This window comes from Ferrimonas aestuarii (assembly GCF_005116665.1).
Taxonomy (GTDB): domain Bacteria; phylum Pseudomonadota; class Gammaproteobacteria; order Enterobacterales; family Shewanellaceae; genus Ferrimonas; species Ferrimonas aestuarii.
Map to the genome: position 1 here is coordinate 22,177 of NZ_SWCJ01000013.1, position 26,455 is coordinate 48,631.

The 26,455-nt window shown below is 50.8% G+C and carries 22 protein-coding genes; 10 read left to right on the forward strand and 12 right to left on the reverse strand.

Annotation, left to right across the window (positions count from 1 at the left end):
- The first annotated feature begins 20 nt into the window (after positions 1-20).
- Complete coding sequence (locus tag FCL42_RS15070) at positions 21-2,207, forward strand: glycosyl hydrolase 2 galactose-binding domain-containing protein (RefSeq protein ID WP_169308406.1); 2,187 nt, start codon at positions 21-23, stop codon at positions 2,205-2,207.
- Complete coding sequence (locus FCL42_RS15075) at positions 2,204-3,829, forward strand: glycoside hydrolase family 9 protein (protein WP_136864257.1); 1,626 nt, start codon at positions 2,204-2,206, stop codon at positions 3,827-3,829. Before FCL42_RS15070 ends, FCL42_RS15075 begins: the two co-directional genes overlap by 4 nt.
- On the opposite strand, the gene FCL42_RS15080 is transcribed toward FCL42_RS15075, so the two are convergent.
- Positions 3,826-4,053, reverse strand: a complete 228-nt coding sequence (locus FCL42_RS15080; RefSeq protein WP_136864258.1) for a hypothetical protein — start codon at positions 4,051-4,053, stop codon at positions 3,826-3,828. The two genes, FCL42_RS15075 and FCL42_RS15080, sit on opposite strands and share 4 nt — an antisense overlap.
- Positions 4,054-4,106: 53 nt before the next feature.
- Between FCL42_RS15080 and FCL42_RS15085 the strand changes: the two genes are divergently transcribed.
- Both FCL42_RS15085 and FCL42_RS15090 read left to right on the forward strand, forming a co-directional pair.
- Positions 4,107-4,739 (forward strand): methyl-accepting chemotaxis protein, encoded by a 633-nt coding sequence (locus FCL42_RS15085; RefSeq protein ID WP_136864259.1) that lies wholly within the window; start codon positions 4,107-4,109, stop codon positions 4,737-4,739.
- Positions 4,702-6,933, forward strand: coding sequence for a tetratricopeptide repeat protein (locus tag FCL42_RS15090; RefSeq protein WP_136864260.1), 2,232 nt, complete (start codon positions 4,702-4,704; stop codon positions 6,931-6,933). Before FCL42_RS15085 ends, FCL42_RS15090 begins: the two co-directional genes overlap by 38 nt.
- On the opposite strand, the gene FCL42_RS15095 is transcribed toward FCL42_RS15090, so the two are convergent.
- From FCL42_RS15095 to FCL42_RS15130, 8 genes are read right to left on the reverse strand one after another with little or no spacing between them, the layout of a single operon-like run.
- Entirely contained in the window at positions 6,918-8,297 is a 1,380-nt protein-coding gene (locus FCL42_RS15095; RefSeq protein ID WP_169308407.1) for a DUF3131 domain-containing protein, read from the reverse strand. The genes FCL42_RS15090 and FCL42_RS15095 overlap by 16 nt on opposite strands.
- 1 nt (position 8,298) lies before the next feature.
- Entirely contained in the window at positions 8,299-9,762 is a 1,464-nt protein-coding gene (locus tag FCL42_RS15100; RefSeq protein WP_136864262.1) for a DUF3131 domain-containing protein, read from the reverse strand.
- Between the two features lies 1 nt (position 9,763).
- Entirely contained in the window at positions 9,764-11,107 is a 1,344-nt protein-coding gene (locus tag FCL42_RS15105) for a DUF3131 domain-containing protein (protein WP_136864263.1), read from the reverse strand.
- A gap of 51 nt (positions 11,108-11,158) precedes the next feature.
- Positions 11,159-12,988: a glycosyltransferase family 2 protein gene (locus FCL42_RS15110; protein WP_136864264.1), complete on the reverse strand. Its 1,830-nt coding sequence runs from the start codon at positions 12,986-12,988 to the stop codon at positions 11,159-11,161.
- 10 nt (positions 12,989-12,998) lie between these two features.
- Positions 12,999-13,433 carry an ATP-binding protein gene (locus FCL42_RS15115; RefSeq protein ID WP_169308408.1) on the reverse strand — a complete coding sequence of 145 codons (435 nt, stop codon included), beginning with the start codon at positions 13,431-13,433 and terminating at the stop codon, positions 12,999-13,001.
- Positions 13,434-13,455: 22 nt separating this feature from the next.
- Positions 13,456-14,604 (reverse strand): nucleotidyltransferase family protein, encoded by a 1,149-nt coding sequence (locus FCL42_RS15120; protein WP_136864266.1) that lies wholly within the window; start codon positions 14,602-14,604, stop codon positions 13,456-13,458.
- 12 nt (positions 14,605-14,616) lie between these two features.
- Complete coding sequence (locus FCL42_RS15125; protein ID WP_136864267.1) at positions 14,617-14,946, reverse strand: STAS domain-containing protein; 330 nt, start codon at positions 14,944-14,946, stop codon at positions 14,617-14,619.
- 12 nt (positions 14,947-14,958) lie between these two features.
- Positions 14,959-16,152, reverse strand: coding sequence for a PP2C family protein-serine/threonine phosphatase (locus FCL42_RS15130; protein WP_136864268.1), 1,194 nt, complete (start codon positions 16,150-16,152; stop codon positions 14,959-14,961).
- A 234-nt stretch (positions 16,153-16,386) separates the two neighbouring features.
- Here FCL42_RS15130 and FCL42_RS15135 point away from each other — a divergent pair, with 234 nt between their 5' ends.
- A complete protein-coding gene (locus FCL42_RS15135; RefSeq protein ID WP_136864269.1) occupies positions 16,387-17,223 on the forward strand; it encodes a hypothetical protein in 837 nt (278 codons plus the stop codon).
- On the opposite strand, the gene FCL42_RS15140 is transcribed toward FCL42_RS15135, so the two are convergent.
- Positions 17,158-18,165 carry a hypothetical protein gene (locus tag FCL42_RS15140; protein WP_205729276.1) on the reverse strand — a complete coding sequence of 336 codons (1,008 nt, stop codon included), beginning with the start codon at positions 18,163-18,165 and terminating at the stop codon, positions 17,158-17,160. The two genes, FCL42_RS15135 and FCL42_RS15140, sit on opposite strands and share 66 nt — an antisense overlap.
- A gap of 400 nt (positions 18,166-18,565) precedes the next feature.
- Here FCL42_RS15140 and FCL42_RS15145 point away from each other — a divergent pair, with 400 nt between their 5' ends.
- On the forward strand, positions 18,566-19,543 hold the full coding sequence (locus FCL42_RS15145; RefSeq protein ID WP_136864270.1) for a glycosyltransferase: 978 nt from the start codon (positions 18,566-18,568) through the stop codon (positions 19,541-19,543).
- A 58-nt stretch (positions 19,544-19,601) separates the two neighbouring features.
- Here the strand turns inward: FCL42_RS15145 and brnQ are convergent, their stop codons facing one another.
- Positions 19,602-20,873 carry a branched-chain amino acid transport system II carrier protein gene (gene brnQ, locus FCL42_RS15150; protein WP_136864343.1) on the reverse strand — a complete coding sequence of 424 codons (1,272 nt, stop codon included), beginning with the start codon at positions 20,871-20,873 and terminating at the stop codon, positions 19,602-19,604.
- 534 nt (positions 20,874-21,407) lie between these two features.
- On the opposite strand from brnQ, the gene FCL42_RS15155 reads away from it, so the two are divergent.
- The 4 genes from FCL42_RS15155 (at position 21,408) to FCL42_RS15170 (ending at position 25,646) form a co-directional block, all read left to right on the forward strand.
- A complete protein-coding gene (locus FCL42_RS15155; protein ID WP_169308409.1) occupies positions 21,408-22,103 on the forward strand; it encodes a tRNA1(Val) (adenine(37)-N6)-methyltransferase in 696 nt (231 codons plus the stop codon).
- Between the two features lie 7 nt (positions 22,104-22,110).
- A complete protein-coding gene (gene srmB / locus FCL42_RS15160; RefSeq protein ID WP_136864272.1) occupies positions 22,111-23,325 on the forward strand; it encodes an ATP-dependent RNA helicase SrmB in 1,215 nt (404 codons plus the stop codon).
- Positions 23,326-23,367: 42 nt separating this feature from the next.
- Positions 23,368-23,964 carry a TatD family nuclease-associated radical SAM protein gene (locus FCL42_RS15165; protein ID WP_136864273.1) on the forward strand — a complete coding sequence of 199 codons (597 nt, stop codon included), beginning with the start codon at positions 23,368-23,370 and terminating at the stop codon, positions 23,962-23,964.
- 80 nt (positions 23,965-24,044) lie between these two features.
- Positions 24,045-25,646 carry a hypothetical protein gene (locus tag FCL42_RS15170; RefSeq protein ID WP_136864274.1) on the forward strand — a complete coding sequence of 534 codons (1,602 nt, stop codon included), beginning with the start codon at positions 24,045-24,047 and terminating at the stop codon, positions 25,644-25,646.
- On the opposite strand, the gene FCL42_RS15175 is transcribed toward FCL42_RS15170, so the two are convergent.
- Entirely contained in the window at positions 25,643-26,368 is a 726-nt protein-coding gene (locus FCL42_RS15175) for a DUF481 domain-containing protein (RefSeq protein ID WP_136864275.1), read from the reverse strand. The genes FCL42_RS15170 and FCL42_RS15175 overlap by 4 nt on opposite strands.
- Positions 26,369-26,455 lie beyond the last annotated feature (87 nt).

Here is a 26,455-nt window from a genome sequence, read left to right on the forward strand (position 1 = left end):
AAGGATTGCCCGGAGGAAAGATGCGTTGGTTTTGTCTGGCCTTTCTGGTGGCGCTACTCTGCGCTTGCCAGCCCCATCAGTCTCAACACCCCGCTCCACAGAGCCTCAATGGGTTATGGCACTTTGATCCCGAATTGGCTACGGATCTGGCTCCCATTGAGCCCAGCTTTGATCACAGCCATTGGCCCCACATTCAGGTGCCCGGAAACTGGTTTTCACAAGGCTTTGATACCCACGGAGCCCATTGGTACCGCACTGAATTTGAGTGGACACCCAGTCAACAACACAGCACAACGGCGCTGCAGTTTGAGGGAGTCGACTACCAAGCCGAAGTCTGGTTAAACGGCCATTACCTAGGTGGTCATCAAGGCTACTTTGCCCAGTTCGAACTCGATGCCTCCCACGCGTTGATATCAGGAACCAATGTGTTGGCGGTGAAGGTAAATAGCCCCTTAGAGTCACAAAATGGCCCCTCATGGTCACTGCACAAAACCCTGATTAAAGGGGTTCTCGGCCACCACGACACTCGAGCTGGAGGTGCTTGGAGTGAGCGTGGCCAGGAGCAAAATACCGGCGGCATTTGGGGGCAAGTCAATCTGATCTCCCGCGCCGAGGTGCCCATTACTGGCTCCCATTGGCAGACGCCCATTGGGGCTAATGGTCCTCAAGGCCAATTGGCACTCAACTACCGCTCTTCGCGAACCCTAAATGGGGAGTGGCAAATTAAACTCAAACCGATCAACTTTGACGGGCCAACGCACCGATTTCAGTTCAAAGCCACCCTAGAAGTTGGCGAGCATCAAACTACAATCCACCTCCCCCCTGATGGCTATCAATTGTGGTGGCCAGCAGAGCGTGGCCAGCCTAACCTCTACCAATTAAAGGCCGAATTTCTCAGTCGGGGTAAAGTCGCTGCGCAATATCAACGACGCGTTGGCTTTCGAAGTGTGGATTATGATGGTCAACTCGGCCGCTGGACCATTAATGGCCAACCGCTGTTTCTTAGGGGCACCAACTACATCGCCCATCAATACCTGTCATTGGCCGATCACCAGTTGCTACAACAAGATCTTAGGTTGATGCAGCGAGCCAATATCAATGCAGTGCGAGTACACGCCCACATTCTGCCCCAACGCTTTTACGATCTCGCCGATGAGATGGGTATGCTAGTTTGGCAAGATTTCCCTTTGCAATGGGGATACCTCGACAGCCCCGCATTCCATCGGCAAGCGGAGGTTCAGTTAAAGCAGATGGTAGACCAATTTCACCATCACCCAAGCATCATTACCTGGTCAGCACATAATGAGCCGCCTTGGGATGCCGACTGGATGCAGTATCGCTATCCAGACTATGACCCGAACCAAAACCGAGAGCTGGACTTAAGGCTGTACCGCCAATTACGAAACTTGGACAACAGCCGTCCCAGCTTCGCCCTCTCTCGAACCGCTGAACACCCTTGGTATGGCTGGTATGGGGGAAAGTGGCAAGATTATGGTAAGCCAACTCAAGAAAAGCTCATTACCGAATTTGGTGCCCAAGCACTGCCCGATGCGCCCATCCTGCGGCAACTGCTTGGCGCTCCCGACGATTGGCCTAGCCTGCCTGATGACTGGAGCCTCTGGCAATTTCATAACTTCCAGCCCCACGAAACCTTTGAATTGGCCAAAGTGGAGAGAGGCGCTGACGCCTTAGCGCTGATTGAAAACACGCAGCGCTATCAGGCCAAACTTACCCGCTATGCCGCCGAAAGCTATCGCCGTCAGAAATATCAGCCAGTTGGGGGAATTTTCCAATTCATGTTTGTTGAGCACTGGCCATCCATGAACTGGGGCATCATGGATTATAAACGCAATCCCAAGCCAGGTTATCACGCCTTGGCGCAAGCGTTTCAGCCACTACTTCCCAGTATTGTTCACCACCAAAGTGAGTTCTCTGTGGATGAACCAGTGCCGTTGCCAGTACACATTATCAATGATCACTTGAACCCATTTAATGACGCTCAGCTCACCCTGTCTCTCCTCAAAGAGGGAAGCTTAGTCGAGCACAAGCAGCAACAGCTCTCTATCGCACCGGATTCCGTCAGCACACTCCCTCAGTTTCCAAATCGCAAACTGAAGCCGGGCAACTATCGCCTAAATGCCACCCTCTATGACCAGCAAGGAAATAAGCTGGCTAGCAGCCACTTTGACTTCGAGGTACAGCTATGAGTCGTGCATTTCTGCTCGGTCTACTGCTTGTAAGCCTCTGGGCCAACGCCAAACCGTCGATTCTGATCAATCACAGTGGTTATCTTAGCCAGCAGGATGGCAGCTTTTATGGGGATAAAGATCAACGGTGGCAGCTGCGAGCGCTGGGCAGTTCTGAGGTATTGGCTCAGTTATCAACCGACGAAAAAGGCCATGGGCAACTGCCCAAAAACCTAAAACCCGGCTGGTACCAGTTAAGTCATGGTGATACCGAGGTCACCTTAAGTGTTGGGCTAGATGGCCCCCTACAAACCCTAAAGCTACTGCTCAATGCCTACCAATATCAGCATGCTGGTAAAGCGCTCTTCGATCCCGTTACCGGTATTCGCCGTCCCCCAGCACACCTAAAGCCGGCAGTGGCCGCTCATCAAGACAGCTACACCAACAAAGGGCAAGCTTGGGATGCCAGTGGCGGTTGGTACGACGCGGGTGACTACGGAGTCTACGTAGCCACCACGGCCATCACCGCGGCTCGGTTGTTAGAGGCAGCCAATGTGCTAGAGACCAGTCAATTGGAGCTCGCCAAGCAGCTTCGCAGCGAAGCGCGGGTAGGGTTGGATTGGCTGCTGAAAATGCAGCGAAGCGACGGCGCCTTTTATCGCAAGATTGGCGGTGCCAATTGGCCGCCATTGATCCCTCCTCATCAAGACACGCAGCCTCGGTACCTGTATGGCATTTCAACTCCAGATTCCGCCAAAGCGGTGGCCGTTTTGGCCCTAGCCAGCCGCGTTATGGATGATACTCAGGCACAAAGCCGGTACCTCAGGGCGGCCCAACTGGGCTGGCAATATCTCAATACCCAAGCACAGCAGAAAATCGATTGGCATCAAGGGGACGATGGTGGCACCGGTCCCTATATGTTTAACCAATGGGATCAACAAAGCTCGCTGACTCACGATGTCGATGATCGCTTTTGGGCTGCTGCCGAACTGTTTCTGAGTCACCCCTCAGACTCGTTACAACGTTTTTTAGAAACCCACCTTCCGGAACAGATAGTCCTATTCGAATGGAAAGATCCTAGGGCTCTGGGCGTGCAGCATCTTCTGCAAAGTGGCCAGCTCCCGAAGCTCAATGAAAGACTCCGTCAGCTATTGCTAGAACGTTGCAACACCTTGAGGGAGCACGCACTCAAAAATCCATATTCAGTGGCCAACTCTCGGTTCATCTGGGGCTCAAATAAGATGGTAGCGGAACAGGGAATACTGCTGGCGCAGTGTCAACGCTTAGCACCACAGCAGGACTATTTAAGCTGGGCGTGGCGGCAATGGCACTACCTTGCAGGCTTAAACCCTTTTGGCATCGCCTACATCACAGGTTTAGGATCAAACTCAGTTCAAAATCTACATCATATTTGGGGGCGCGCGGTGGGTTTTGTGCCTGCGGGCATGATGGTAGGTGGCCCAAATCAAGACAGCCAAGCCAACATTGCTCCCAAGGGACTGGGGATGCTGAGCTATGTGGATGACGCCAAAGATTACTCGGTGAATGAATTTGCCATCGATTACAACGGGGCCGCCATTGGACTGCTAGCCGAACTCATCAGCCAGCAAAGCCCAATACAAGAGAAGGCTGCCGCCAATTAACGGCAACCCGTGGTGTGATTGCAGCGGCTGTGACTGCAATCCCGAGAGCGGGGCTGATTATTCAGTGCGTAGCTTTGATCGGATTTCAGTTTCGCCCAAAGCTGGTCTCGCTCGGTGGAGCTAGCTGTGAGTTCTTTGCAAGGATTGCAATCATGGTGCATCAGGGTACTGCAGCCACTGACAAAGACCGCCATCAGCACAATTAGGGACAACTTATTCAACATCTCTGGGTTCCTCCGTGACTCCCATGAGTTGAGTATAGACAAAGGGAACACTAATGAAGCGACAACCGTTACATATCTACTCAAAGATTGCCGGCCCACTGCCTTGGAAGATCAGCAATCAAATCATTCTGATGGCCATCACCTTCAGCCTTGTCAGTGGTGGGCAGTTCTATCTGTTCTACAACCACATTTTAACGGAGCTGGCTGAATTACTGACGTTTCAGCTGCTTCCCCATGAGCTTGAGATCGTCAACGACGCCCTTCCCAGTCTGCACCATGCGGTTTATGCCTGGGTATTGCCTCTGGCTCTGTTCAACCTAGCCCTCGCCGCAGCCGCGGCCTTTTGGCTGAGCAATCGCATCGCCGGGCCGGCCATCGCCATCCGTAACCACTTGAAGTTAATCGGGGATGGTGACCTCACCAAAGAGCTTAACCTTAGGGAAAAAGATGAGCTCAAAGAGGTCGCCGACGAGATAAATCAAAGCACCACCAAACTTCAAGTGATGGTGATGGGTTTAAAGCAAAACTTAGTCTCACTTGAAGCGGTCAATCGCCGTATTCAAAGTGAAAATCAACATGCCATCGACAGCGATCTTAACGCCATTCGCATGAATCTGGAGTGGTTTGACACCGTAGAACTTGAAAGTGATGAACCTGAAGATAAATCCGTGGATTCTCTGGCTTAACCTTAGCCTAATTAGTATGGCGCTAAATGCCTCCAGTTTGCATCAGTCAATGCTCCACCTCTATCGAGGTCAGTTTGAGCAGGCTCAAGCTCTGCTTGAAATGCAGCCAACCATAGAGGGGGACTGGCTCTATATTCAAGGCCGGTTGGCACTGCAGCAACACCATTGGCAGCAGGCTAAAACAAGCCTTAGTACCTATCTGGCTTCAGGACATGACAGTGTCCATCGCCTAGAAGCCCGCTACCTATTTGGATTGATACGCAAACATCAAGACCGGCCGCAATTAGCCCAGTATCTCGCCCTGCACCACTACCTAGAACAAGGCCTCCCCTTGGAGTGGCAACGCGGTGCCCACGCCTTTATTAAGGCCTATCCCCAAAGCGAGCTTGCTAAGCAAGTACAACTGCAGCAAGCACAAATTTGGCTTGAGTGGTTTAATCAACCACAGCAGGCCGTTGAGCACTACCAAAGGCTCATTTCTGAGTTTCAGGGCGGCGAGCAAGAGCTGGAAGCGCGGCTTGGACTGGCTTATGCCCACCTCTATCTTCAGCAGCCGTTACTGGGCAAAACACAGATCAACCAGATTGAATCCCAATTAGCCTCTCTCGTCCCAAGCACACTCAAGCGGCGAGTTTGGCGTAGGCGCACTCAAGCTGCTCAGCAGAGCATGAACCCGGGCAACGGCCAACACCCTATTCGTTTTGGTGTCGGCAGTCAGCTAAACCTAGATAAACCAACAGGATCAGGACAAAATTTTCGGCCAATTTGGAATCACCTACCTAAATCGGATCTCCCTGTGCAGCATCTTACCCTATGGATCACCCGTCATAGTGACTGGGGCTGGTTACAACCGGATCTGCTCAAAGCCGCATCTAGGGCGGGATACACCCCAGTGATCGCCTTTTGGTATTTTGGCGATGAGATCTCCCCAGAGTTCGTCGACCAGCATCGACAGGCCTATCTGGATACGCTGTCCCAAAAGCTGCTGCCTCTCATCAAAGATCTGCCTCAAGCTTACCTATTGCTGGAGCCTGAATTTAATAAAAATGGCATCAGCGACTGGGCTGGGTGGCCTAAACTAATGAAAACCAGCTTCGCTCTTATCCGCCAACACGCGCCCAACACCAAAGCAGCACTAGTGTTAGGCGACTGGCAACCCTTGGGCCAGCAGCAGCCTCTGGTGGATGAGGTCGTTGCCATGGGCGACTTTACTGCCTCGATGCTAATGATCTCTCCCCATACCGAACTGGCGCATCAATCGCCTGACTGGTCTCCCTGGGTGCGAACCTTAAGGCTCAGCCAGCAGTTGAATAAACGGTTCAATAAACCCTATATGTTGGCCTATGCCGCCCTGCCGTCAGAGCCACGTTGGCAGCAACGCCAAGCCATTGAGCTGGAAAAACTCAAGCGGTTACTGCCAGCGCTTCAGCATCAGCAGCTGTTCTCCATAAACTGGTTCAATGCCACTGATAATCCTCAGCAGCAGGGTTGGTTTGCCGAATCAGAACCCTACTTTGGCTTGTTTGATATTCACCATCAACCCAAAGCCGCCCTCAGAGCCTTTAAACACCTTGGCCCAATTACCTCAGCCTCTGCTACCGTGACCGATGTCTCTCAGAGCAGCCATAGACTAGAGATCGAATTTGACTCATGGCAACACTGGACCCTAGTTGACCAGCAGGGACGACGCCACTCGGGTGCCGGAGATGCACTGTCGTTGCCGCTTCCCATTGCGGATCTTAGCGGTCAAACCCAGTTGATGTTTGAGCGTTCGTCGGCATTAACCCTGACTCTACCGAAGCAACAGACGCACCCCAATCAAGCTCGCAACAGTCATCATTTCTCCCTGGTGCAGTGGCAGCAACTGCGACTTCCATTGGTGCCCAATAGCGGCATCGAAGGAATTTGGTTACGCCTTGAATTAACTCAGCCGCTAGATGATGGACTGCTTGTTGGCTTATCTGATGACCAAGGATTTGAGCGCACCGCCCGCCTTATCGGTTACGCCGATGCCAATCAAACCCAATTTACTGCCTTTGTGCCCCTGCATGAGCTCTCCTACCCATGGCGAAAATACCAGCCAGGTAGCGGTTTCATCTGGCACCATAGGCCAAGCCAGTCGCCATCATTACTGCTAATGAATCAAGGAACTCAATCCGTTATCGGCAAGATCACCGCTTACGGCTGGTTTTGAGATGGAATAAACAGGTTGGCTGGAGTGGTGGCCGGTTGGCAACGACCAGGGTGATAGAACTCATCCCCACGTAATCTCTCCAATCTGGAACTAGGAGGGGGATTCTTAAATAACTTGCCTTGACGCTTATAAAGCAGGCTTTGTAATACCGCAGCATTGGTACTCAGTGTCACCGATTGTTCATAGCCTCCAGTAAGCTCCTTGCGACCTTCATACCACCCCTTCTCTGGGTCATAGAGATGACGGGTAATCCACATCAGCTTATCGGTGTACTCGGTCTCAAATAGCGACCACATCATAAAAGTGGCTTTGGTAGACACCAGTGCCACATCATCATGAAAGTTGCCATCGCCATCCAAGGTCGCAAAAGGGGTTCCTAAACCAAATACCGAGTCATAAACAAAGAATGGCGCCTCACTTAATACATGCTCGGCACGAGCGGTGTAGAGTTTATCCCGTTGCCAGCGGCGCTCCTGAATCAGATAGAGGTTGCGAGCTTGGCGAGCCATGTCCAAGCGGCTGTAACTGGTATCACTGGACTCCAAATCATCCCAACGATCCCAGTTAAATTCCATCCCTGCGTACCAATAGGGGGTGGGAAGCAGAGGATCATAAACGCCATCGACCCGAGGATCGCGGCCATCCGCCAGCAGAGTGACCTGATAAAAGCGGCGAGATTGATAAGGCTCAAACTGATCCGCCTGAGACGGCTCAAATCCCCATAGATAGTAACCATAGGCGGCATACTCTTCGTAACCCAGTCTGCCCTCCTGATAACGCTCTAACTGACCATCCACCACTCGACCGCCGGTTAAGCTACCGGAGTCATCAATCAACCGACAGAAATCCCAGCGCAGCACCGCTTTATCAATGTACTCAGCAAACCTTGGATAGTGACGACGATAATAATTAAGCCAGATAAGCAGACGCCCGATCTCGATGGCTGACCAGCCAACAGCGCCGGGCTGAGCACCAAAATCCACCATGTTACCGGTTTCAATGTGGTACACCCGATTAGGCAGAGCGTTGTCGTATAAGGGCATGGTGTTCAAAAACTTAAGCAGAGCCGACAGCCGCTCGTCAAACTCCTTCTCCTTAAGAAGTTCGAATTCATTGGCCGCGTGGAGCGCCACTAAGTACTCCGCCAGATTGGTCATGGTAAAACTGGAATACCCATCCAGGGCTCCCACCAAGCCAGTGCCCGGATGGGTATTATTGCCGACGTAAGTCCATGCCAGCTCTATCCAGAGCTGTTCAGATTCATCCAGCTCTCCATGACGGCCATGCCAAAATAGATCCGAATTGGCAATGTTGTCATAACCATCTTTGACGCTGCGAGCCACCACCCCGCAGCCCGCGACCAAACTAGCCGCAATTAGTACAAGGACGGCAGGTCGAACAGCTGTGGCGAGACGGCAAGCACTGACGAATGTGCGGGCTAAACTCATCACCTAATACAGAATCCCAACGGCTTGGCGGATTCCAAGGGTGTGGCTCGGCCAATTTTCCAAATGCTTTGTAGCCCAATGCTTCGAGCAAGATGCCGTTATTGTTGGAGGTATAGGTGTTAATAAGACCTGTGCCATTTTCATAGATCCCCTCATAAAAGCCTTTCTCAGGGTTATAGAGATCAGCAATATGTTCAAACAAAATGTCGGTGTAGGGGGTATCCCATAATACCCATAGCCCGATAGCGCCTTTGATAGAAACCGCGGCAAACTGGGGCATATATTCGCCCTTTTCTGAGATGGTATTCCAGCTGTAGCCATCGGTATAAACGGTGTCGTACACGAAGTAAGGTGGTTGGTCTAACTGATGCTCGGTTCGAGCGGTGATGATCCCGGTATCCAGATAACGAGCCTCCTGTACCGCGTAAACCCGCTGAGCAAAGTCCGCCATCCACAAGTGGCTAAAATCTTCTCTCTCCGTTTGGGTATCCCAGGGGTGATCCCAAGCAAACTCGATGCCGTCTAAGGCGTAACTCTCGGTTACCACATAACTGTGAGCCGACAACTCCCGAGGGTCACGGGAATCGTAGGGGATATCGATGCCGTAGATATTCATAAACTCATAGGGCTCTGGCTTGGACGCGCGCTCAGTATGAAAGCCCCACAGCTGAAATCCTTTGGCAGCGTACTCTTCGTAGCCTAGGCGCCCCTCTTGCAGGTACTGAGTGGGCTCTCCATCGCTGCCCATGGCACCAAACATCATGCCGTGGTCGTCAATCATGTGGCAGAAATTCCAACGCAAAATAGCTGCATCAATGCCCGGAGCGTGTTCTGGATAGCGCTCTTTGATGATCCACATCCAGATAAGAAATCGCCCTAAATCCAGTGCTGAATAACCGATCTCACCAGGGTTGTTACCGTAATCCACTTTTGCGGCAGTCATGGTGTTGTACGCTTTGTTCGGCACCTCTCCCCGATATAGATCTAAGGTATTGAGCGTTTTGATCATCCTTACCATGCGATCATCAAACTCTCGTTTACCAACGATGCCAAGTTCTCGCGCAACCACCATTCCCCCGAGATAGGAAGCGGTATCCCAAAGCGTGGTGGAGGGATAGCCATCCACCGCATTCACCAAGCCTGTCGACGGCTGATAGTTGTTTTCAAAGTACTTCCATGCCACCCGCGCCATGGCCATCTCTCGCTCGGTCAAAGGGCCCCGACGCGGCTGAGGCACAGCCACTTCTGGTGGTGTTGGTTTCGGCCTGTCCACTCCAATGCCATCGCCTGGCTCGGTAGCGACAAGCTCAGCCTCTTGAACAGGCTCTAATGGTTGTGCGCACGCCGTCAGCAATAATGTTCCCAAAACAATTCGTCGCATGCTATTCCTCCTTCAATGCTAACTGCACCGGCTCACTTTGGCGGCCGACTTTCAGCAGTTGCCCCTCTCGGATAAACAGCAATGACTCCAAAATAATGCCGTTTGTATTGGCAGTGATAGCGGTATTGGTTTGATCTAACTTTTCATACCAGCCGGAATAGAAACCTTTGCCTTCGCTATCTAGGGTAGACACTTTGTCGATCAGCTTTTGAGCGTATTCATCCTGATAAAGGGCGTACCAACCAAAAGCGGCCTTGGTTGAGATGCTGCGAAACTCATCGGCATCCTCTCCCGTATCCGTGGTGGCATGCCAAGCTTGGCCACTGGAAAACACCGTGTTGTAGACAAAATATGGAGGGCGATCGATGTTATCTTCGCTGACCGCCGTAAGCTGCCCAGTGCGCTGATAACGCCCCTGCTGAGCCTGATAGACTCGCCAAGCAAACTCATGAGAAATACGATCCCAGCCAAACTCGAGTCCATCAAGAATGTAGGATTCACTCACCACATAGTTGTGGGCCTTATACCGTCGTGGATCGCGTTTATCGGTAGGTACCTGGACCCCATCAATTTCAACTAAGCGTAAAAAATCGGTATACCTCAATGCCTGAGAAACGTCCTGGCCCATCAATGACAAGGATTTGGACGCGTACTCCTCATAGCCAATTCGCCCCTCTTGAACGAATTCAGTCAGTTCATTGGTTACCCTTGCACCGTACATTACCCCCTCTTGCAACATGGGAGCGATGTTCCAACGTGCCAACACTTTCTGAACTTGGGCAGTGAATTGTGGGTACTCCCAAACCAGAATATTGAAGGGCACCAACACTCGGCCAATATCGATAGCAGACCAACCAATGCCTCTGGGATTCGGCGTGTTATCGTAGTTCACCATGGCCAGAGAACGGGTGTCATACACCTTGTTAGGAAGGGTGTCATCGAACAGAGGCAGCAAGGCTAAACTGGTAAGCGCCTTACCCATTCGTTGTTCAAATTCATCGCCATCGATGAGCGCAAGGCGCTGAGCAGAGATAAGTCCCATTAAGTAAGAGGCGGTATCCCACAACGTGGTTGAGGGGTAACCATCCACCGAATTGGCCAGCCCGGTAACCGGTTGCGTATTCTGCTCAAAGTAAGCCCATGCCGCCTGAGCCCATTGACGCTCTTCTGCAGTCAACGGCCTAGGGTCAATGTCTGGTATCTCCTCAGAGAAGTGGAGCTTGTCCACCAGATCATTGTTGAACTCCTGCTGCTCAAGGCTAAGCACCAACGAAAAAGCGACGCCCAAGCCAACCAAAAACACCAAATGATGCCGTGCATTTAACAAGTCCTGTTTGAAAGCCATCCCCGCTTTCTCCTGTTAATATTGAGCCAAGGCTCAAGAATCCCAATGTCCCTATGCGGGGCTTTGTTCCAGTTTTTGCTCCGGTTTCCAGAATGCCGCCATCACCAAGCCCGACATGGCAATCACGTTATTCAGTCCCCAGAAGGTATTCACAATCATGCCGCTTAAGCTGTGATCGCCATACCAGTTAAACTCCATGTTGAGCCACCCAAGCATCAATGCCAGTAACGTCATCACCATCACCCCCGCTTGAGGGAGTACCAGATGGAAAAAATTCCCCTCCTGCCGCTCTTTCGGCGTAGTCGGGAACTTGATCTCCTGACCTTTCAGCACCGTCCATATCGCCCGTAGGTTGACCGGGAAGAATGCCAAATAATTAGCCTTACCTTTGAACCCAGCCAATCCCCAAGTCGCCGCCATGGTGGCCAGTTCATTACAGATAATGAAGGGGATGAAGTGCAGGTAGAAAGACTGAGAATAAGCCGAGACCGGCGCAATTCCCGTCAGCAGGTAGACAATGGGCGACAATAAAAATACAACGTTCCAAAGCGCGCCGAGGTAACTCCACACTGTAGTGGCGTACATCAATCGCTGTTTAAATGACATTCCAGGGCGAAACAGTGGATTGTCGTTCTTGGCGATGTCCAAGGTGCCGCCGGCGTATTTGAATCGCTGGATAACCCAAGTCTGTAGATCCTGAGGTGACAACATCTTGGATTCCACCTGAGGATGCATCACCGACTTCCAGTCTCGATCTGGGTCGGCATGCAGAACCACTGAAGTGTAGATGTCCTCAGAAACGTGAAACTTATAGGGGGTAAATTCCGTATCCAGAATAGTCTGAGTATCCATCATCTGCTGCAGCTCAGCATCCAGTTCCGCCTCGCCAGTGAACTGTTTGATCTGCTTGTCCTGATGGCTACGCTGCTTATCGATGTTTTCAGAGTAGGACTTTAATGCCGCTTCCATCACCGCCTCCCGACGATGAATGGATCCCGCACCACAGCAGAACGACGCATTAGCCCAATTGCGGCGGCGCTGAATCACGTCATAAAACATCTGCGGATCGTTTACAAACGGGTCTTGCCCTATGGTAATTGGGCCATAAACCCGCTCTGCCAATTTCCCCATCCAACGGCCTGGGGCTCCAATTTTCCCCTGTAGCCACAAAGGTAATCGCTTGCCCTCGGGCAGATCGAAGAACCACTGCGGCGTCTGCACCCAAGCCACATCAGGGTCTCGGAAGTACCCTAAGCAATGCTCCAACATGGTAGGAAAAGGACGGGTGTCAGCGTCGCAAATGACAATAAAGTCGCCACTGGTTTGCTCCATGGCATTTCTAAGATTACCGGCTTTAAAGCCAATATTGCCCTCGCGAGTGATGTAATCGACCCCCTCCTCTTCAGCCATCGCCTGCATTGCTGGCCGCTTGCCGTCATCGAGAACCGCAATGCGAATGTCGATATTATGGGGATAGTTCATCCGCTTGGCGTCTTGTACCGACAGACGAACCAGCTCCACCTCTTCATCGTAGGACGGGAAAAACAGATCAACGTAGATAACCCGATCCTCCTCTAGAGGAAGGCTTAGGCAGTCGTTGATGGTCTTAGGCGGCGGCTGTTGTTGATAATCTCTAGTTTTCCAGAGATTTATGGAAAACAGCACTAAGCCAATGTAGGCGCACGTCTCAGCAACCACCAAAGGAATGGCGAACCATAGAGCGTCATAATTGAGCGACTCAGTCCAGCGCCACCAGATGTACCATGCGCCAACCGTCAGGTTTACTGTGGCTAGAAACTGAAACAACAGCTCTCGCCAGGGGCTATGTTTGAGCGGTTTTGGAGGCTTCCTGCCTTCAAACTCTTCGAAATAAAATCCCATCTTGGTATCCCTACACCGATTTTGTCATCCGAAAATAGTTACGTTCATCGAGACGTTCGTAACTTTGGGTATCCATTACCTGATCAACTATCCCCAAACCCCGTCCACTGGTTAGCCAAGTGGAAGGGTCATCCAGATCCAATTCCACTAGCTGGGGATTTTTCACCTTATCGATCTGCTCTTCGGGCATCGGAATGCCACTGTCTACCAAGGTAATCTCAATCCCTGTTGCCAACTGCTGGTATCGAATCTCCAGTTGACCACCGGGCTTATCCTGATAGGCATGCTCTACCACGTTGTTGCCAATTTCTGCTACCGCCAACTCAATCATGCTGGCTTCCTCTTCTGGCAGGGCAGACAGCAGGTACATGGCCGAAATCGACTTCGCCATCAAAGCCACAACTTCATAACTGGCGGGTCCTGATAAGGTGATTCCGCAATCCATTGCGCCCCTCCCAATACCTGAGTTACTCAACCGAACGGAGTCGCACCACATCACCGACGGCCATGGGTAACACTCGGCTATCTTTCACCGTATGATTCATACCGCACTCGTAGACCGTGCAGTGGTTTCCCTCATGATCAATACAATGATCATCAATGATCATGCGATCGGTCACATAGGCCTTAGAACACACCCTGGAGTAATCATCTACCGAGGCATTTTCCAACACCGCACCACTTTCAATGACACAGTTATTGCCAATCACCAACGGGCCGCGCAGTTTTGCGCCGGTATGAATTCGGCAACCATTGCCGATAACCACAGGCCCTTTAATATCGAGCATCTCCAGATCCATCACACAATTGATCCCCACATACACCCCAGGCGCTATCTCTTTTCCTGGAATGGGGTAATTTTGGATCTCGCCCGTTAGAATCTCTTTCGTTACCTGCCACACATCGGATAAGCGCCCTACGTCAACCCATTGAAAATCAAAAGCCTTGGCGTAGAAGGGCAGATTGCGGCGCACTAGATCTGGGAACAGATCGCCGCCGATATCGTATTCACCATTAGCGGGAATGTAATTGAAGATCTCAGGCTCGAAGATGTAGATGCCGGTATTGATGATGTCGCTTTTGGCATCTTCGGTCTTCGGCTTCTCCTGAAAACCAACCACCCGGCCATCGGGCAAGGTGTTTACCACACCGTATTTATGCAGCTCATGTTTAGGCATTTTCTTGGTAACGATGGTGGCAAGGCCGCCTTTCTTTTTATGCCAAGCGATCGCTTCCGTGAAGTCCAGATCGATCCACGCATCGCCACAGACCACCACAAAGGTGTCGTGAAAGAATCCCGACGTTTGCTGAACACGGCGCATGCCGCCCGCACTGCCCAGCGCCTTACCCTCTAATGAGCCATCTTCCAGTTTTTTACCCTCATAGGAGTAACAGAGGTCGACACCGTACTGTTTTCCATCTCGAAAATAATCTTCCAAGACGGGCGCCATGTAGCAGGTGTTAACAATGATTTCATCAATTCCATGGCGCTTAAAATGCCCGATAATGCTCTCCATCAATGGACGGCGCAAAATGGGGATCATCGGTTTAGGAATTTTTTCGGTGATGGGCCGCACTCGTGTGCCTGAACCCGCTCCTAAAATCATGCCTCTCATAACTTCTACTCCCTAAGCAGACAGCGCCGTCGACACGTCTTTATGGCACTGAAAGATTCGATCCATCCGGGTGAGCCGGAACAGCTCCTCCACCGCTTTCTGCAGCCCGACAATCTGCAACTTGCCATTCCCCTTAAGGGACTTTAAAACTGCAACCACGGCGCCTAAGCCACTTGAATCCATGAATTTAACCTCAGATAGATCCAACACAATGTGTTCATGTCCTTGCTCGATAATGGTTTCCACTTCAGAGCGAAAACTGGGCGCTGAACTGGCATCCAAACGGGGCTGTTTTAAGGTAACGATTAAGTGGCCTTTGCGGCTTTCAGTATGAAGTTCCATAGCATAGATCCTTTATTCACCTAGCCACTCAATGGCTAATATGGAGACGTCGTCATCGTAATCTGGACCCACATTCCATAGGTCCAACTTGGCTTTCAAACTCTTTAACTGATCGTCAATGGGCAGAGCTTTATCAGACTCCAGAGACGCCATCATTCGCTCAACACCAAACTCCTCCTTGGTGGCATTGAAGCATTCAGTTACACCATCAGAATAGAGATAGAGCCGCTCTCCTGGCTGCAGCTGTATCTGGTAGGAGTCATACTCAAGGTTGGGCAACATGCCCACAGGAAACCCTTCCTGATTGTGCTCTTGTATTCCTGACTTCCCCTGCTGAATTGGACCCGGATGACCCGCCTGACACAGGGTAACCACACCGGTTTTTACATTTAAAATGGCATTGACCATCGTGAAGTACTGACTGTTATCCACCTCACCCTGAAAACGATCATTGAGCGTTTCCACCACCTGAGCGGGGTCTGCAATCTCGTAAAAAGGCGCTTGAGGAAGGTAGCGTTTCATCACGCTGCGTCCTTTCTGCGACGGGGACATCACATGCTTGAGTGTAAACGACAGCAACGCCGCCGGCAGGCCATGACCAGAAACATCCAGCAAGTAAAAGCTGACGTGCTGCTCATCCAATCGCTGGTAATCGAACATGTCCCCACCCAGAAATGCCGAACTGGTGGCGAGCCAGCCAAACTCAACGCCTGGGAGTGATTTGATCGTTGGCAACAGCTTGTAGTGCATGTCTGCAGCGACCAAAACGTCATTTTCGATACTGGCGTAGGCCTTCTCTAGTTTCTCTTGTTTCAACTGCAACTGATTGTGCAAATCAATAAGACGGCCACCGGCTCGGATTCGAGCGTTGAGTTCCGCTTTAGGTGCCTGTTTGGCAATAAAATCGTCTGCGCCTACATTGAGGCCGGAGATGATCCTCTCCTCATCGTCATTGGAGGAGAACATGATGAAATAGATAAAGCGATCGACTGCCTTCTCCTGCTTAATCAACCGACAAAGCTCGAAGCCATCCATGATCGGCATGGACCAGTCAGAGATGACTAACTGAATCGATTGATCTTGCTGCAGTGCCTCAAGGCCAGCCTGTCCATCGGCCGCCTGCACCACGTCGTGACCAAATCGCTTTAACGATGCCGCCAATACCATCCGCACGTCAGCAGCATCTTCAACTATCAGCAGTTTCATTAAGCCTCAATTCCTTCTGAGCACCTTCGCTATTCGCAAATTTAACGCTAGTAGAGAATCATGAAGTCGGCAAACCAAATTAGGAAAAAACCACTCAATTACAATCAATTCAATTGTTATCCAGCGGGGATTTTTTATGACAAAAATTGGCTTAATTACGGTTCTATGGTCTATCTCTTTAACACCAGAGGTAGGCATCAATCAGGGAGTGGTAGGGCCGTCATGGATGAGGCGATGATTGGGACTCGACTAAGAATGGCAGTTTGGGGGGCACTGATGCTACTGGTGCTCTCGGTAGCAGGCTGCCTGAATCAAAAACAACACCAACAGCAATTGGCACATAAGCGTGTACACCAACAACAACTGATGCTACACCTACTTGAAGATCGGCTTAACCAGGTCAAAAGCCAAAAAGATCCCGATTGGCAAAGCGTTATCAAGCTGTCTCGATACCTAAAAGAGCAATCTCCACTGGATTTTGATGAGTACCTCGCTCTGTTCCTTGTTACTCAGCCCAAAGGCCCCAATCAACAACAGCTTCACGATCTCATAAAACAACATCGCACACCGGTTAAGTACGCTTCTCGAGCTTCTTTACCATTGGATAAAGATTGGCAGCATCGTATTCAAGAGCTGGAAGAGCTACAGATGGCGCTAATTACCAAGGTCAATGAACAAAACAAACTCATCCAATCACAAAGCCTGACCATCTCACAGCTCACAAACCAGCAATCACAACAGCAAGCACAGTTAGAGCTTTGGCAACAGGAACAACAGCTTCAGCAACATGAAGTCTCCATGAGCCCCTTGTATGTACGCACTTTCCCCGAAAATGCCAAAATTGAGGTGCTCAACATTACTCCCCGATTTGTCCAAGGGATCGCCCTTCCCACCGGCAAGTATTTAGTCCAGGTGTCGGCGACCGGATACAACACCAGTAACCGTTGGATAGAGCTCGCACCACTGCAGAACCGATTTTGCATCGGCCTGAGCCCAAACACCGCCCTACAAGGCCCAACTCCAAGCCAACATCAGAGCGCCATCTTTGAAACGACCTGTGCCATCGACTGATGGATTCCACGGGTAACGGTTGCCCGAGTAGTTGTTGTACTGCAGTGAGAAGGTAAACGGGCGCCAATCAAAATAGCCAAATCCATAGGTAAAGTCAGGACTCCAAGGCTGCTTCTGAGCCGAATCGGGGTAGTGGAACAGCGCAAAACTTACATACCAATTCCCAGTTATCGTGTATTTACATCCTAAACTCAGGCTCTTACCATTTTTTAGGTACTCACTGCTCTCAAGATCAAAGTACTCAGGTGTGTGATTGTAATCCAGCTGACAGCCCATGGCGGCATCATCATAGATGGAAAAGGGGCGAATCAAGGATGAGGGAACCGGAAACTTCCAACCTAGAGACCAAGTACCCCGATTAAAATAGGTGGACTTTTCTCTTTCGTCTGGGCTAAATCGGTTACCTCCGTAATTGGAATAGAGCAAACTAAAGGTATACGGACGCCAATCACTGTAACCAAATACATAGGTATAATCTGGCTCCCAAGGCTGCTGCAGATCGCCATCAAAATAGTGATACAGAGTCACAGTGGCAAACCAGTTGCCAAAAGGCGTGTACTTTAAGGTCGCCGTTGCCGACGGGTTGGTTCCCTCAATACCACCAACGTTATTGTCTGGATCCGCCGCCATCACGCTCTCTTTAAGGGGATAATGCACCGCTAAGTTGCCAGACCAACCGGCATACCAAGGCTGAGATTCATCGAACAGTTCGCCGTATGGAACAGCAAATGAACTGCTAACGCCGTTCCAGATCGCCTCCCAGCTCTCTTCGGGCTCCTCCACCTCCGATGCTTTTTGCACCTCCATCGGCGCGGTGAGCACTTTTGGTCTGTCGGTCTTAGCTTGCTTCGCAGCCTGTTTGTAAAATTCCGACTCGCCCGCCTGTGCCCCAGCCGCTCCAAAGCACATCACAGTCAATACCGCCCTTATTCGAATCACCATCTTCATCCCTAAAGAAGCGCACAATCAAAGTATTCATCTAGTTTTATTGGAGAAAGCTGCAATCCTGTCCTAGCGTTAAAGTCATCAACAAAACAAACCCCAAGGAGGGGGTATGAGAGATACGTTAACGCAACTGCTCATGCAGCAAGGGGACATTACCCATCAACTCAATCTAAGTAACAGCCAGCATTTAGCAAAGTTAACCGCGATGGCAGAGTTTCTCTTATCTTCCAAGTTGGACTTGTTTCAACTTAAAGCGATGGAACAAGAGTTAATCCTCCACCAAGCACTTGCTGCAAAAATGGCAGTAAAATTAGCTATTTCCAAGATGCTCTTAAAACAGTGTAGACCTAATACACTGATTAGTGTGGTTTTTGCGATGTTCAAGGAGCATCAACGCATGCTCACTTCTCAGCAGCACCCCTACGGCGAAGATTTCATTCGCCGTAAAGTCGAACAACTTCAATGGCTGTGTGACGATAATCCAAACGTGGATTGGCGGATGATCATGGTGGATGACGGCTGCCCTAATGACAGTGGTCTTCAGGCCTGTAAGCAGATTAAAGAGCTTGAAGACGGTGAAAAGCTCGAAGTCTGCTTCCTGAAAGAGGCCATTGATCGGGGCTTAGGTCCTGCGGCCCAGTTGAAAACTACCGCCGACAGTCAGAAAGGAGGCTCCATCGCTTATGGTATCTGGCATGCGGCACAGCGCGAAGCCCATAAAGACCACTTTATCGCCTACACCGATGCCGACCTTTCCACCCACCTTGGTCAATTAGGCTTACTGGTTGATAACCTCACCCAGCATGACAACCTCATTGCCTGTGGCTCGCGCCGTGAACCGACTTCTGTTGTGGTCAAGCAGGGACTTAGAAATCATCGAGGCAAGCTATTCATCTATCTGTGGAAACGCTTGCTTCCTCAACTGGACAACATCATCGATACCCAGTGCGGGTTTAAGATGTTTCGTAGCGATCTTGTCAGTGAGTTAACTCAACACATGATAGAGAGCAAATTCGCCTTCGATCTTGAACTGCTGTTAAAAGCACAACTGTCACACCCCAATCGAATCGGCAAAGTGGGGGTGGGGTGGATCGACAGTGATGCGCTGTCCACCACAACCGAACTGTCGCCCTACCTCACCATGCTGAAATCCATCGTAAAAATGTACCGCAGCTACGTGCCAGCTCAAGCGGTTTCAGATCAGTTTGCTCAGTTAATTGATGCCCTTGAGGAACCCCAATGGGTACAGCTAGTGGAGGCGATGGCGGACCAAGTGGATAGCATGGACATCAATTTAATCTGCCAAAAAGAGCTGTTTAGTGCCAATAGTCTTGCCAGTGAAGCTGGGATTACCGAATCTGTGGTTTCACCTTAGTACCGAAGACACAAAAAAGGCAGCCCTGTGGCTGCCTTTCTCAATATCACGCTCCGCTTTAGCTGTTGTCAGCTTTGATGAAAAGCGCAATGAAAGTCGCAATGATCGTTGGTAGCAACCACGCCATACCCACATCGTACAAAGGCAGGAAGTTCAGCTGACTGGTATTAACGCCAGCTGCGCTGACGCCATCAATCAAGCCAAACAGGGTCGAAACCGCCACCATCAGAATCAAACCGACACGCTCGTTCTTCATGTAAGAGCGAGCAAAACAGAAGGCGATCAGTGCCATCGCAATGGGGTACACCATCATCAATACTGGAATACTGATGGCGATCAGCTGGCTCAGACCGACGTTAGCAACCACGGCACAGAACACCGCATTGATCACCACAAAGCCACGATAGCCAACCTGAGGTACCAACTCGCCGAAGTATTCTGAACACGCTGACAGCAAGCCAATAACCGTGGTAATGCACGCCAGAGTCACTACCGCGCCCAACATCACCACCCCAAAGGAACCAAATACCTGCTGCACAAAGGTCGTCAAGATAACGCCACCGGTATCTGCCCCCATGCCAAGTTCAGAACTGGTTGCGCCTAAGTAGAATAGAGGCACATATACGAAGCATAAGCCAGCGGCAGCGATGATCGCGGCGATGCTCAAATAACGAGCTTGCTGGCCACTTTCGGTAACGCCCTTCTTACGCAGAAGATCCACAATCAGCATACCGAACACCAGAGATGCCAGCGCGTCCATGGTACCGTACCCTTCAAGGAAGCCCTTGGTAAAAGGCTCGGTTCCATAGGCACCCTGAGCGGCAACAATCGGATCCTGCGGAAACAGGAATGCCGCAATAGCCAAGATTGCAAAAAGCACAATCAATGCTGGGGTGAGAATCTTGCCCACGCTGTCGACCAGTTTGCCGGGAAACAGCGCCAGCACCATGGCTAGGCCGAAGAAGATCACGGAATACAGTGCTTGAGTGGTGGCATTCGCGCCATCTAAGAAAGGAACCGCCCCCATCTCATAGGCAACCAAGCCAGCACGAGGCGCTGCGAATGCCGGACCAATAATGATAAAAATGGCACAGGCGATGGCCAAGCCAACCCAACTAGGTAGCTTTTGGGTGATCACCGGAATACTGCCACCCGCTTTCGCAACGGCAATTAGACCCAACAGGGGTAGACCGACAGCAGTACAAAGGAAGCCAATCATGGCTGGCAGGTAGTTATCACCTGCTAAGAAACCCGCCATAGGCGGAAAAATCATGTTCCCCGCGCCCAAAAAGAACGCAAAGGTCATAAAGCCGACACTCAAAGTGTCCATTACTGACAACCGCTTTTCCAAACTTACCTCTTCATTTTCTCTTATTTGGTTCTTCCGAACCTGTGTAAACCTTAATTTACACTCATCATCTCAATTTCGCCCTCAGATTTGAGGGTTTTCTAACCAGCCGTTTGGTAAAAGCGAGCTTCCTTGGTGTTTTTTTCGTCCGTATCACACAAGTGTAATTTCGCGCACCGCAAAATCGCGTGGACACTAATACCATGACTCAAAACCCAGCTCAATAGCCTCACCACAAATTGAAACCAAGTAACACCAAACCATTAACATTCAAAAATGATAAGATTTGAATCGTTTTCAAGCCATTTTGGCAACAAAAACGGGTACCTATTGATCATTTTCGTTCAATATTGAGAGGTGCTAGCTAACAAGTTTCAAATCGAGATTTTCACAACCTCTATTGTGAATCGATCAAAATCGCGCTAGGCGCTTAAACGCAATAAAACTGCACAGTTTTACTGAACTTCCTCCATGGTCTTTGTTAGTATTCGCCCCCAGCTTTTAGCGAGACCTACCATGGGATTCACCTTCAAACAATTTCACGTCAATGATGACCAATGCGGAATGAAAGTCAGCACCGACTCTGTGCTGCTTGGCGCATGGGCACAGGTTGAGGAAGGCGAAACCATCCTAGATATTGGAACCGGCAGCGGCTTGCTATCCCTGATGGCAAGCCAACGTGGCGCTGGCCATGTTCTGGGCATCGAACTCGACGGCAGCGCCAGTCAACAAGCCCAAGCCAATGTGGCTGCCAGCCCATGGCCTACTCAGATTGACATCGTAAACACTGGCCTAGAGGCATTCTGTGAAAGCAGCGCCAATCAGTTTCAGCACATCATTAGTAACCCCCCCTATTTCGAATCAGGGTTGGTTTCGCCCTGCCAAAAGCGGGGGAGCGCTCGTCATGGACTAAGCTTTGAGACGCTGTTCCGTTGTGCGAGTCAGCTACTGGCCCCCAGTGGCAAAATGAGCCTGGTGCTGCCCACCCAAGCTTGGCTGTCAGCCCAGCAAGCAAGTCAGGCACAGCGCCTGTACCCAACAAGGGTTACCCAAGTCACAACACGCCCAAATAAGCCGGTTAAGCTGATGCTTATTGAACTGTCTCGTGCTGTTACCCCATGCCAAACCGAGTCGCTACTGATACACTCAGAAGCAGGCCAGTACAGCACCTCCTTTAAACGGCTAACCGCCGACTTTTATCTCAACGGATAATCCAAAGATGAGTTTTGACACTTTAGATCTTGATAGCCGTCTCATCGGCGCAATGAATAAGGCCGGCTATCAGGAGCCAACCGCGATCCAATCTGCCGTCGTTCCTGTGGCAATGGAGCAAAAAGACATCCTGGCGGATGCCCCAACAGGCACCGGAAAGACCGCAGCCTATCTTTTACCAGCGCTGCAACACCTTCTGGACTTTCCCCGTCGCGATCCCGGCCACCCACGAGTATTGATCTTGACGCCCACCCGCGAACTGGCGACTCAGGTTAAAAACTACGCCGACAAGCTCACTGGCAGCCTCAACCTGATCACCGGTGCTCTGACTGGCGGCGTCGATTTCGCTGCCGACAACGAGATGCTGTCTAAGAATCTGGATATCTTGGTGGCCACTCCTGGCCGCTTGATGGATTACATCGAAAAAGAGAAGATCGCCTGCCGCGATATTGAAGTTCTTATCATCGATGAAGCGGATCGCATGCTGGACATGGGCTTTGGCCCGACGGTAGATCGCATCGCCGCAGAAGCTCGCTGGCGCAAACAAACCATGCTGTTCTCCGCCACCCTTGAAGGCAAAGGGATCGACAGCTTTGCTAAAGAGATTCTCAACGAGCCAGAGTCGATCAGCGCCGACCCGTCTCGCCGCGAACGCAAGAAGATCAATCAATACTACTATCGCGCCGACGACGCTGCCCATAAGCTGGCACTGCTAAAACGCATCTTATCGGATCCAGAGTGCACCAAAGCCGTCGTATTTGCTCGCACTCGAGAGCGAGTCGAGTCCCTTATCGCCCAAATGGACCGTGCCAAAATTCGCACCAACTGCTTGAAAGGTGAAATGCCTCAAGCTAAGCGTGACGCTGCTGTGGCAAGATTTAAAGATGGTGAAATTGCGGTGTTGATCGCCACCGACGTCGCCGCACGAGGCCTAGACATCCACGGTATTACTCACGTAATCAACTACGATCTACCTCGTCACGCAGACACCTACGTACACCGCATCGGGCGAACTGCCCGCGCAGGAGCAAAAGGCACCGCGATCTCCATTGTAGAGGCCCATGACCACCCACAACTGGGTAAGATTGAGCGCTACACCAAAGACACCATTCGTCGCCGCGTCTTCCAGGATCTAAAGCCTAAGACTAAAGAGCCAAGCGCGCCGAAGAAGAGTAAGTCGAAGACCAAGACCAAGCCTAAAAAGGCCAAAAAGAAGAAGTAAGATCATCGAGCCGCCCGCACTGCGGGCGGTGGAGAGTTTCTCATGAATCAGCTCGTCTATGACATTCGCAACAGTCGCTACATCAACCTGACTGGCCGCTGTACTCTACGCTGCCAATTTTGCCCTAAGCACAATGGCAGCACCGAGGTTCATCAATACCAACTTAAGCTGGATCATCAGCCTAAGGCAGAAGAGATCATCCCGCTACTTGAAGACGTCACTCAGTTCGAAGAGATCGTCTTCTGTGGTTACGGTGAGCCCACCCTGAATCTGGACGCCCTATTGGGCATCGCCCAACATGTGAAGCAGCAAGGCGGGCGAACCCGGCTAAATACCGATGGGCTAGGCAACCTATTCCATCGACGCGATATTCTGCCGGAACTGGGCCAGTGCATCGATTCCGTATCGATATCCCTTAATGCTCAAAACGAAGCGGTTTACCAGCGCCACTGCCAACCAAAACTCAAAGGCAGCTATCAAGCAGTGCGGGAGTTTGTTGCCCGAGCACCTCGATACATTTCAACCGTTTGTGCTTCCGCGATTGACGGCCTAGACGGTGTAGATATTAACGCTTGCCAGCAAATCTGTGATGACGCAGGCGTGGAATTTAAGCACCGAAAACTGGACGTGGTTGGCTAAAATTGCGGCAAGATTAAGCCATAGGAAGGCAAAAACAATGGTGATACACTGATAACACTTGTTCAACAATTCAGTGTGTTATGAAGAATAAATTGAGTCGATTATTGGACTCACTGCCCCTTTCATCTCAGTCAAGGGATACCCACCACCAATCACTATGGGTACAGCTAGCTGCGGTCCTCGGCATCGCCGCGATCCTCCTTGGCTGGGGCTTGGGTCACACACTGGAACAACACCGCCAACAAATATCCGCTCAACGCTTCTCTCAAATTCAGCTGTTTAGCCACCGTTTAAGCGACAGCCTGTTAGCCCTGCAACAGCGAGGCGAGATCATCTCGCAGATCGGTGTGTTGAAATACCTACTTGCCCAGCCGAAAACCAATGCCAGAGACGTAGAGGTCTACCTGCAGGGCCTAGTTGATAAGCTCGATGCCATCGAGATGATTGAACTCTACGATAACTCAGGAGCTCTGGTTCTGCACACGCGTCCCTATCAGGATCGCAGCTACCGAGGCGAAGCCGATGCCAGACAGCCCCTAGGAGAAAGCCGAGCCCAGTTCTCACCCATGCTGCTTAATCAGGAACGTCATCAGATCGGGCACTGGCAGAAACTTCCAGTGGCAGACAACGATAAAGGGATTCAATACGCAACCATTTTTGCCGATCTTAGCACCCAATTTACCGCCTTTCATCGCAGCGACCCCTTAGGCGAAATTCCCCTTATTCTGTTTAGCGACAACGGCGATGCCCTGTCTCTATCCCAACATCCACTGCAGCAAACTGAAAAAACGCGCCTGTGGCAACGCATTGAACAACACGACTTTGGCCAGCAAGTTTTGCAAGACAAACACTATCTGTTTGTGAAGATCCAGGCGGGCAACTTTGATCCTTTCTATCTGGTCTCGTTTGTGGATGAACGTCAACTGCTCGACTTCAGCCGAGAGGCGCAGCAAAAACTGGTCATCGTCACGCTCATCTTTACTCTGCTGTTTTTCTGGCTGGTCATTCAGCGGCACGGTGTACGTAAACAGCAGCAACATTACCATCATGCTCTGACGGTAGTCGAAAACGTGTTTGAACAAGCCAATGCATTGATCCTGCTATCTCGGCAAGGAAAGCTGCTGCTGGCCAATCCAAATGCCCAACAGCTTCTGGCGGAACTGCAGCCGGACGAGCAACCCCTGTGGTTTTACCAACTGTTTTCGGAGGAGGATGGCGACTACGCTTGGTCTCAAGCCATCGAATTTGGCAATTGGCAAGGACGGCTAACAACTCGGCAGAACACCGGTGTTGAGGTGAAACTGCAATCAAATCAGCAACAAGGGTTTGGCCTTATTCTGATGACCCTCAACCCAAGCTCGAGCCTAGAGCTGCATCTACCGGACACCAGTTTGGGGCTAGCGCTGTTGAACGATGATCTGCTGCCAATTAAACAAAACAAACAGCTGTCCACGTGGTTAGTGGGCAGTAGTGAATGCCTAAGCAGCTTCTTAGGCACCCATCAAAATGAGATTCGCTGCGCCCTTGAGCAACATGGCCATTGGCAAAGTGAAGCCCCGGTGAAACTCAACCGCCACCATTGCTATCTGACCCTAGACCATCACCTAGACTCCGGCCACTGGCTGCTGGTGGCCATCCCAAATAACCACCAACACGAATCAGTCGCCACCAGCGGGATTTAAAACTTATACAGCAGCGTCATCGACGTTTCCGTATCCAGCTTCTCTTTGTCGTCTACCGGGCTGGTGGTGTGCTTAAGCTTGATGGCAAACTTCATCGCCAGTGAACCAATTAAGTTAGCAATAACCGCCGTTTCTGAGCGAGAGATGGTGGCATAACCACTCAGGCTGATGTCTGACGAGATGGTCTGCTTGAACTCCGCATTCTCGGAGAACTCCCACCAATACTCCGCATTCACTCGAGCGATGATGGCCGACTCATTGCCATTATCTGGGGCTTGAGAGCGGTCCACACGCTTGTAGGAGTAACCAGGGCCCGCTTCAATATCGAAGTACATCTTCGGCTCATGATAGAGGCGGTGACCATAGCCCGCTGCAGCGGTCGCTACGTACTTGTAACCAGAGAACTTATCGATGTCATCAGAGATAAAGCCAAACATGTAGGATTTATCATTAAAACGGTAATTGGTTTGCGCTTCTCCATAGTAGCGCTCACTGGAGACCTCATCTTCATCTTCAACGTAAAGCGCTTCCAACAGATAACGATTTTCAAACTTATTGATCCAGTGCTTGTACTCCACCTTGCCTTTAACGGTGGTTACTTCACTGTTACCGCTGGTGTTTGAAAAACCCAGCTCGGCATTTCCTGAAGGCAGGTTTGCCTCCTCGGCGGCTACTTGAGCGGACAATACAGCAACCGTTAACAGTCCCAAAGTTCCTTTCATAGGTCTTATCCTTGTCGATTATTGGTATCGCTTTTCGCCACAACAAAATAACATAACTCCACTGAAAACTAACAAAAACGCCCGCAT

Bases quoted from the DNA above. Each gene is read 5' to 3' on its own strand.
- FCL42_RS15070 (WP_169308406.1), top strand. From the start codon at position 21: ATGCGTTGGTTTTGTCTGGCCTTTCTGGTGGCGCTACTCTGCGCTTGC.
- FCL42_RS15075 (WP_136864257.1), top strand. From the start codon at position 2,204: ATGAGTCGTGCATTTCTGCTCGGTCTACTGCTTGTAAGCCTCTGGGCC.
- FCL42_RS15080 (WP_136864258.1), bottom strand. From the start codon at position 4,053: ATGTTGAATAAGTTGTCCCTAATTGTGCTGATGGCGGTCTTTGTCAGT.
- FCL42_RS15085 (WP_136864259.1), top strand. From the start codon at position 4,107: ATGAAGCGACAACCGTTACATATCTACTCAAAGATTGCCGGCCCACTG.
- FCL42_RS15090 (WP_136864260.1), top strand. From the start codon at position 4,702: ATGAACCTGAAGATAAATCCGTGGATTCTCTGGCTTAACCTTAGCCTA.
- FCL42_RS15100 (WP_136864262.1), bottom strand. From the start codon at position 9,762: ATGCGACGAATTGTTTTGGGAACATTATTGCTGACGGCGTGCGCACAA.
- FCL42_RS15105 (WP_136864263.1), bottom strand. From the start codon at position 11,107: ATGGCTTTCAAACAGGACTTGTTAAATGCACGGCATCATTTGGTGTTT.
- FCL42_RS15110 (WP_136864264.1), bottom strand. From the start codon at position 12,988: ATGGGATTTTATTTCGAAGAGTTTGAAGGCAGGAAGCCTCCAAAACCG.
- FCL42_RS15115 (WP_169308408.1), bottom strand. From the start codon at position 13,433: ATGGATTGCGGAATCACCTTATCAGGACCCGCCAGTTATGAAGTTGTG.
- FCL42_RS15120 (WP_136864266.1), bottom strand. From the start codon at position 14,604: ATGAGAGGCATGATTTTAGGAGCGGGTTCAGGCACACGAGTGCGGCCC.
- FCL42_RS15125 (WP_136864267.1), bottom strand. From the start codon at position 14,946: ATGGAACTTCATACTGAAAGCCGCAAAGGCCACTTAATCGTTACCTTA.
- FCL42_RS15130 (WP_136864268.1), bottom strand. From the start codon at position 16,152: ATGAAACTGCTGATAGTTGAAGATGCTGCTGACGTGCGGATGGTATTG.
- FCL42_RS15135 (WP_136864269.1), top strand. From the start codon at position 16,387: ATGATTGGGACTCGACTAAGAATGGCAGTTTGGGGGGCACTGATGCTA.
- FCL42_RS15140 (WP_205729276.1), bottom strand. From the start codon at position 18,165: ATGGTGATTCGAATAAGGGCGGTATTGACTGTGATGTGCTTTGGAGCG.
- FCL42_RS15145 (WP_136864270.1), top strand. From the start codon at position 18,566: ATGCTCACTTCTCAGCAGCACCCCTACGGCGAAGATTTCATTCGCCGT.
- brnQ (WP_136864343.1), bottom strand. From the start codon at position 20,873: ATGGACACTTTGAGTGTCGGCTTTATGACCTTTGCGTTCTTTTTGGGC.
- FCL42_RS15155 (WP_169308409.1), top strand. From the start codon at position 21,408: ATGGGATTCACCTTCAAACAATTTCACGTCAATGATGACCAATGCGGA.
- srmB (WP_136864272.1), top strand. From the start codon at position 22,111: ATGAGTTTTGACACTTTAGATCTTGATAGCCGTCTCATCGGCGCAATG.
- FCL42_RS15165 (WP_136864273.1), top strand. From the start codon at position 23,368: ATGAATCAGCTCGTCTATGACATTCGCAACAGTCGCTACATCAACCTG.
- FCL42_RS15170 (WP_136864274.1), top strand. From the start codon at position 24,045: ATGAAGAATAAATTGAGTCGATTATTGGACTCACTGCCCCTTTCATCT.
- FCL42_RS15175 (WP_136864275.1), bottom strand. From the start codon at position 26,368: ATGAAAGGAACTTTGGGACTGTTAACGGTTGCTGTATTGTCCGCTCAA.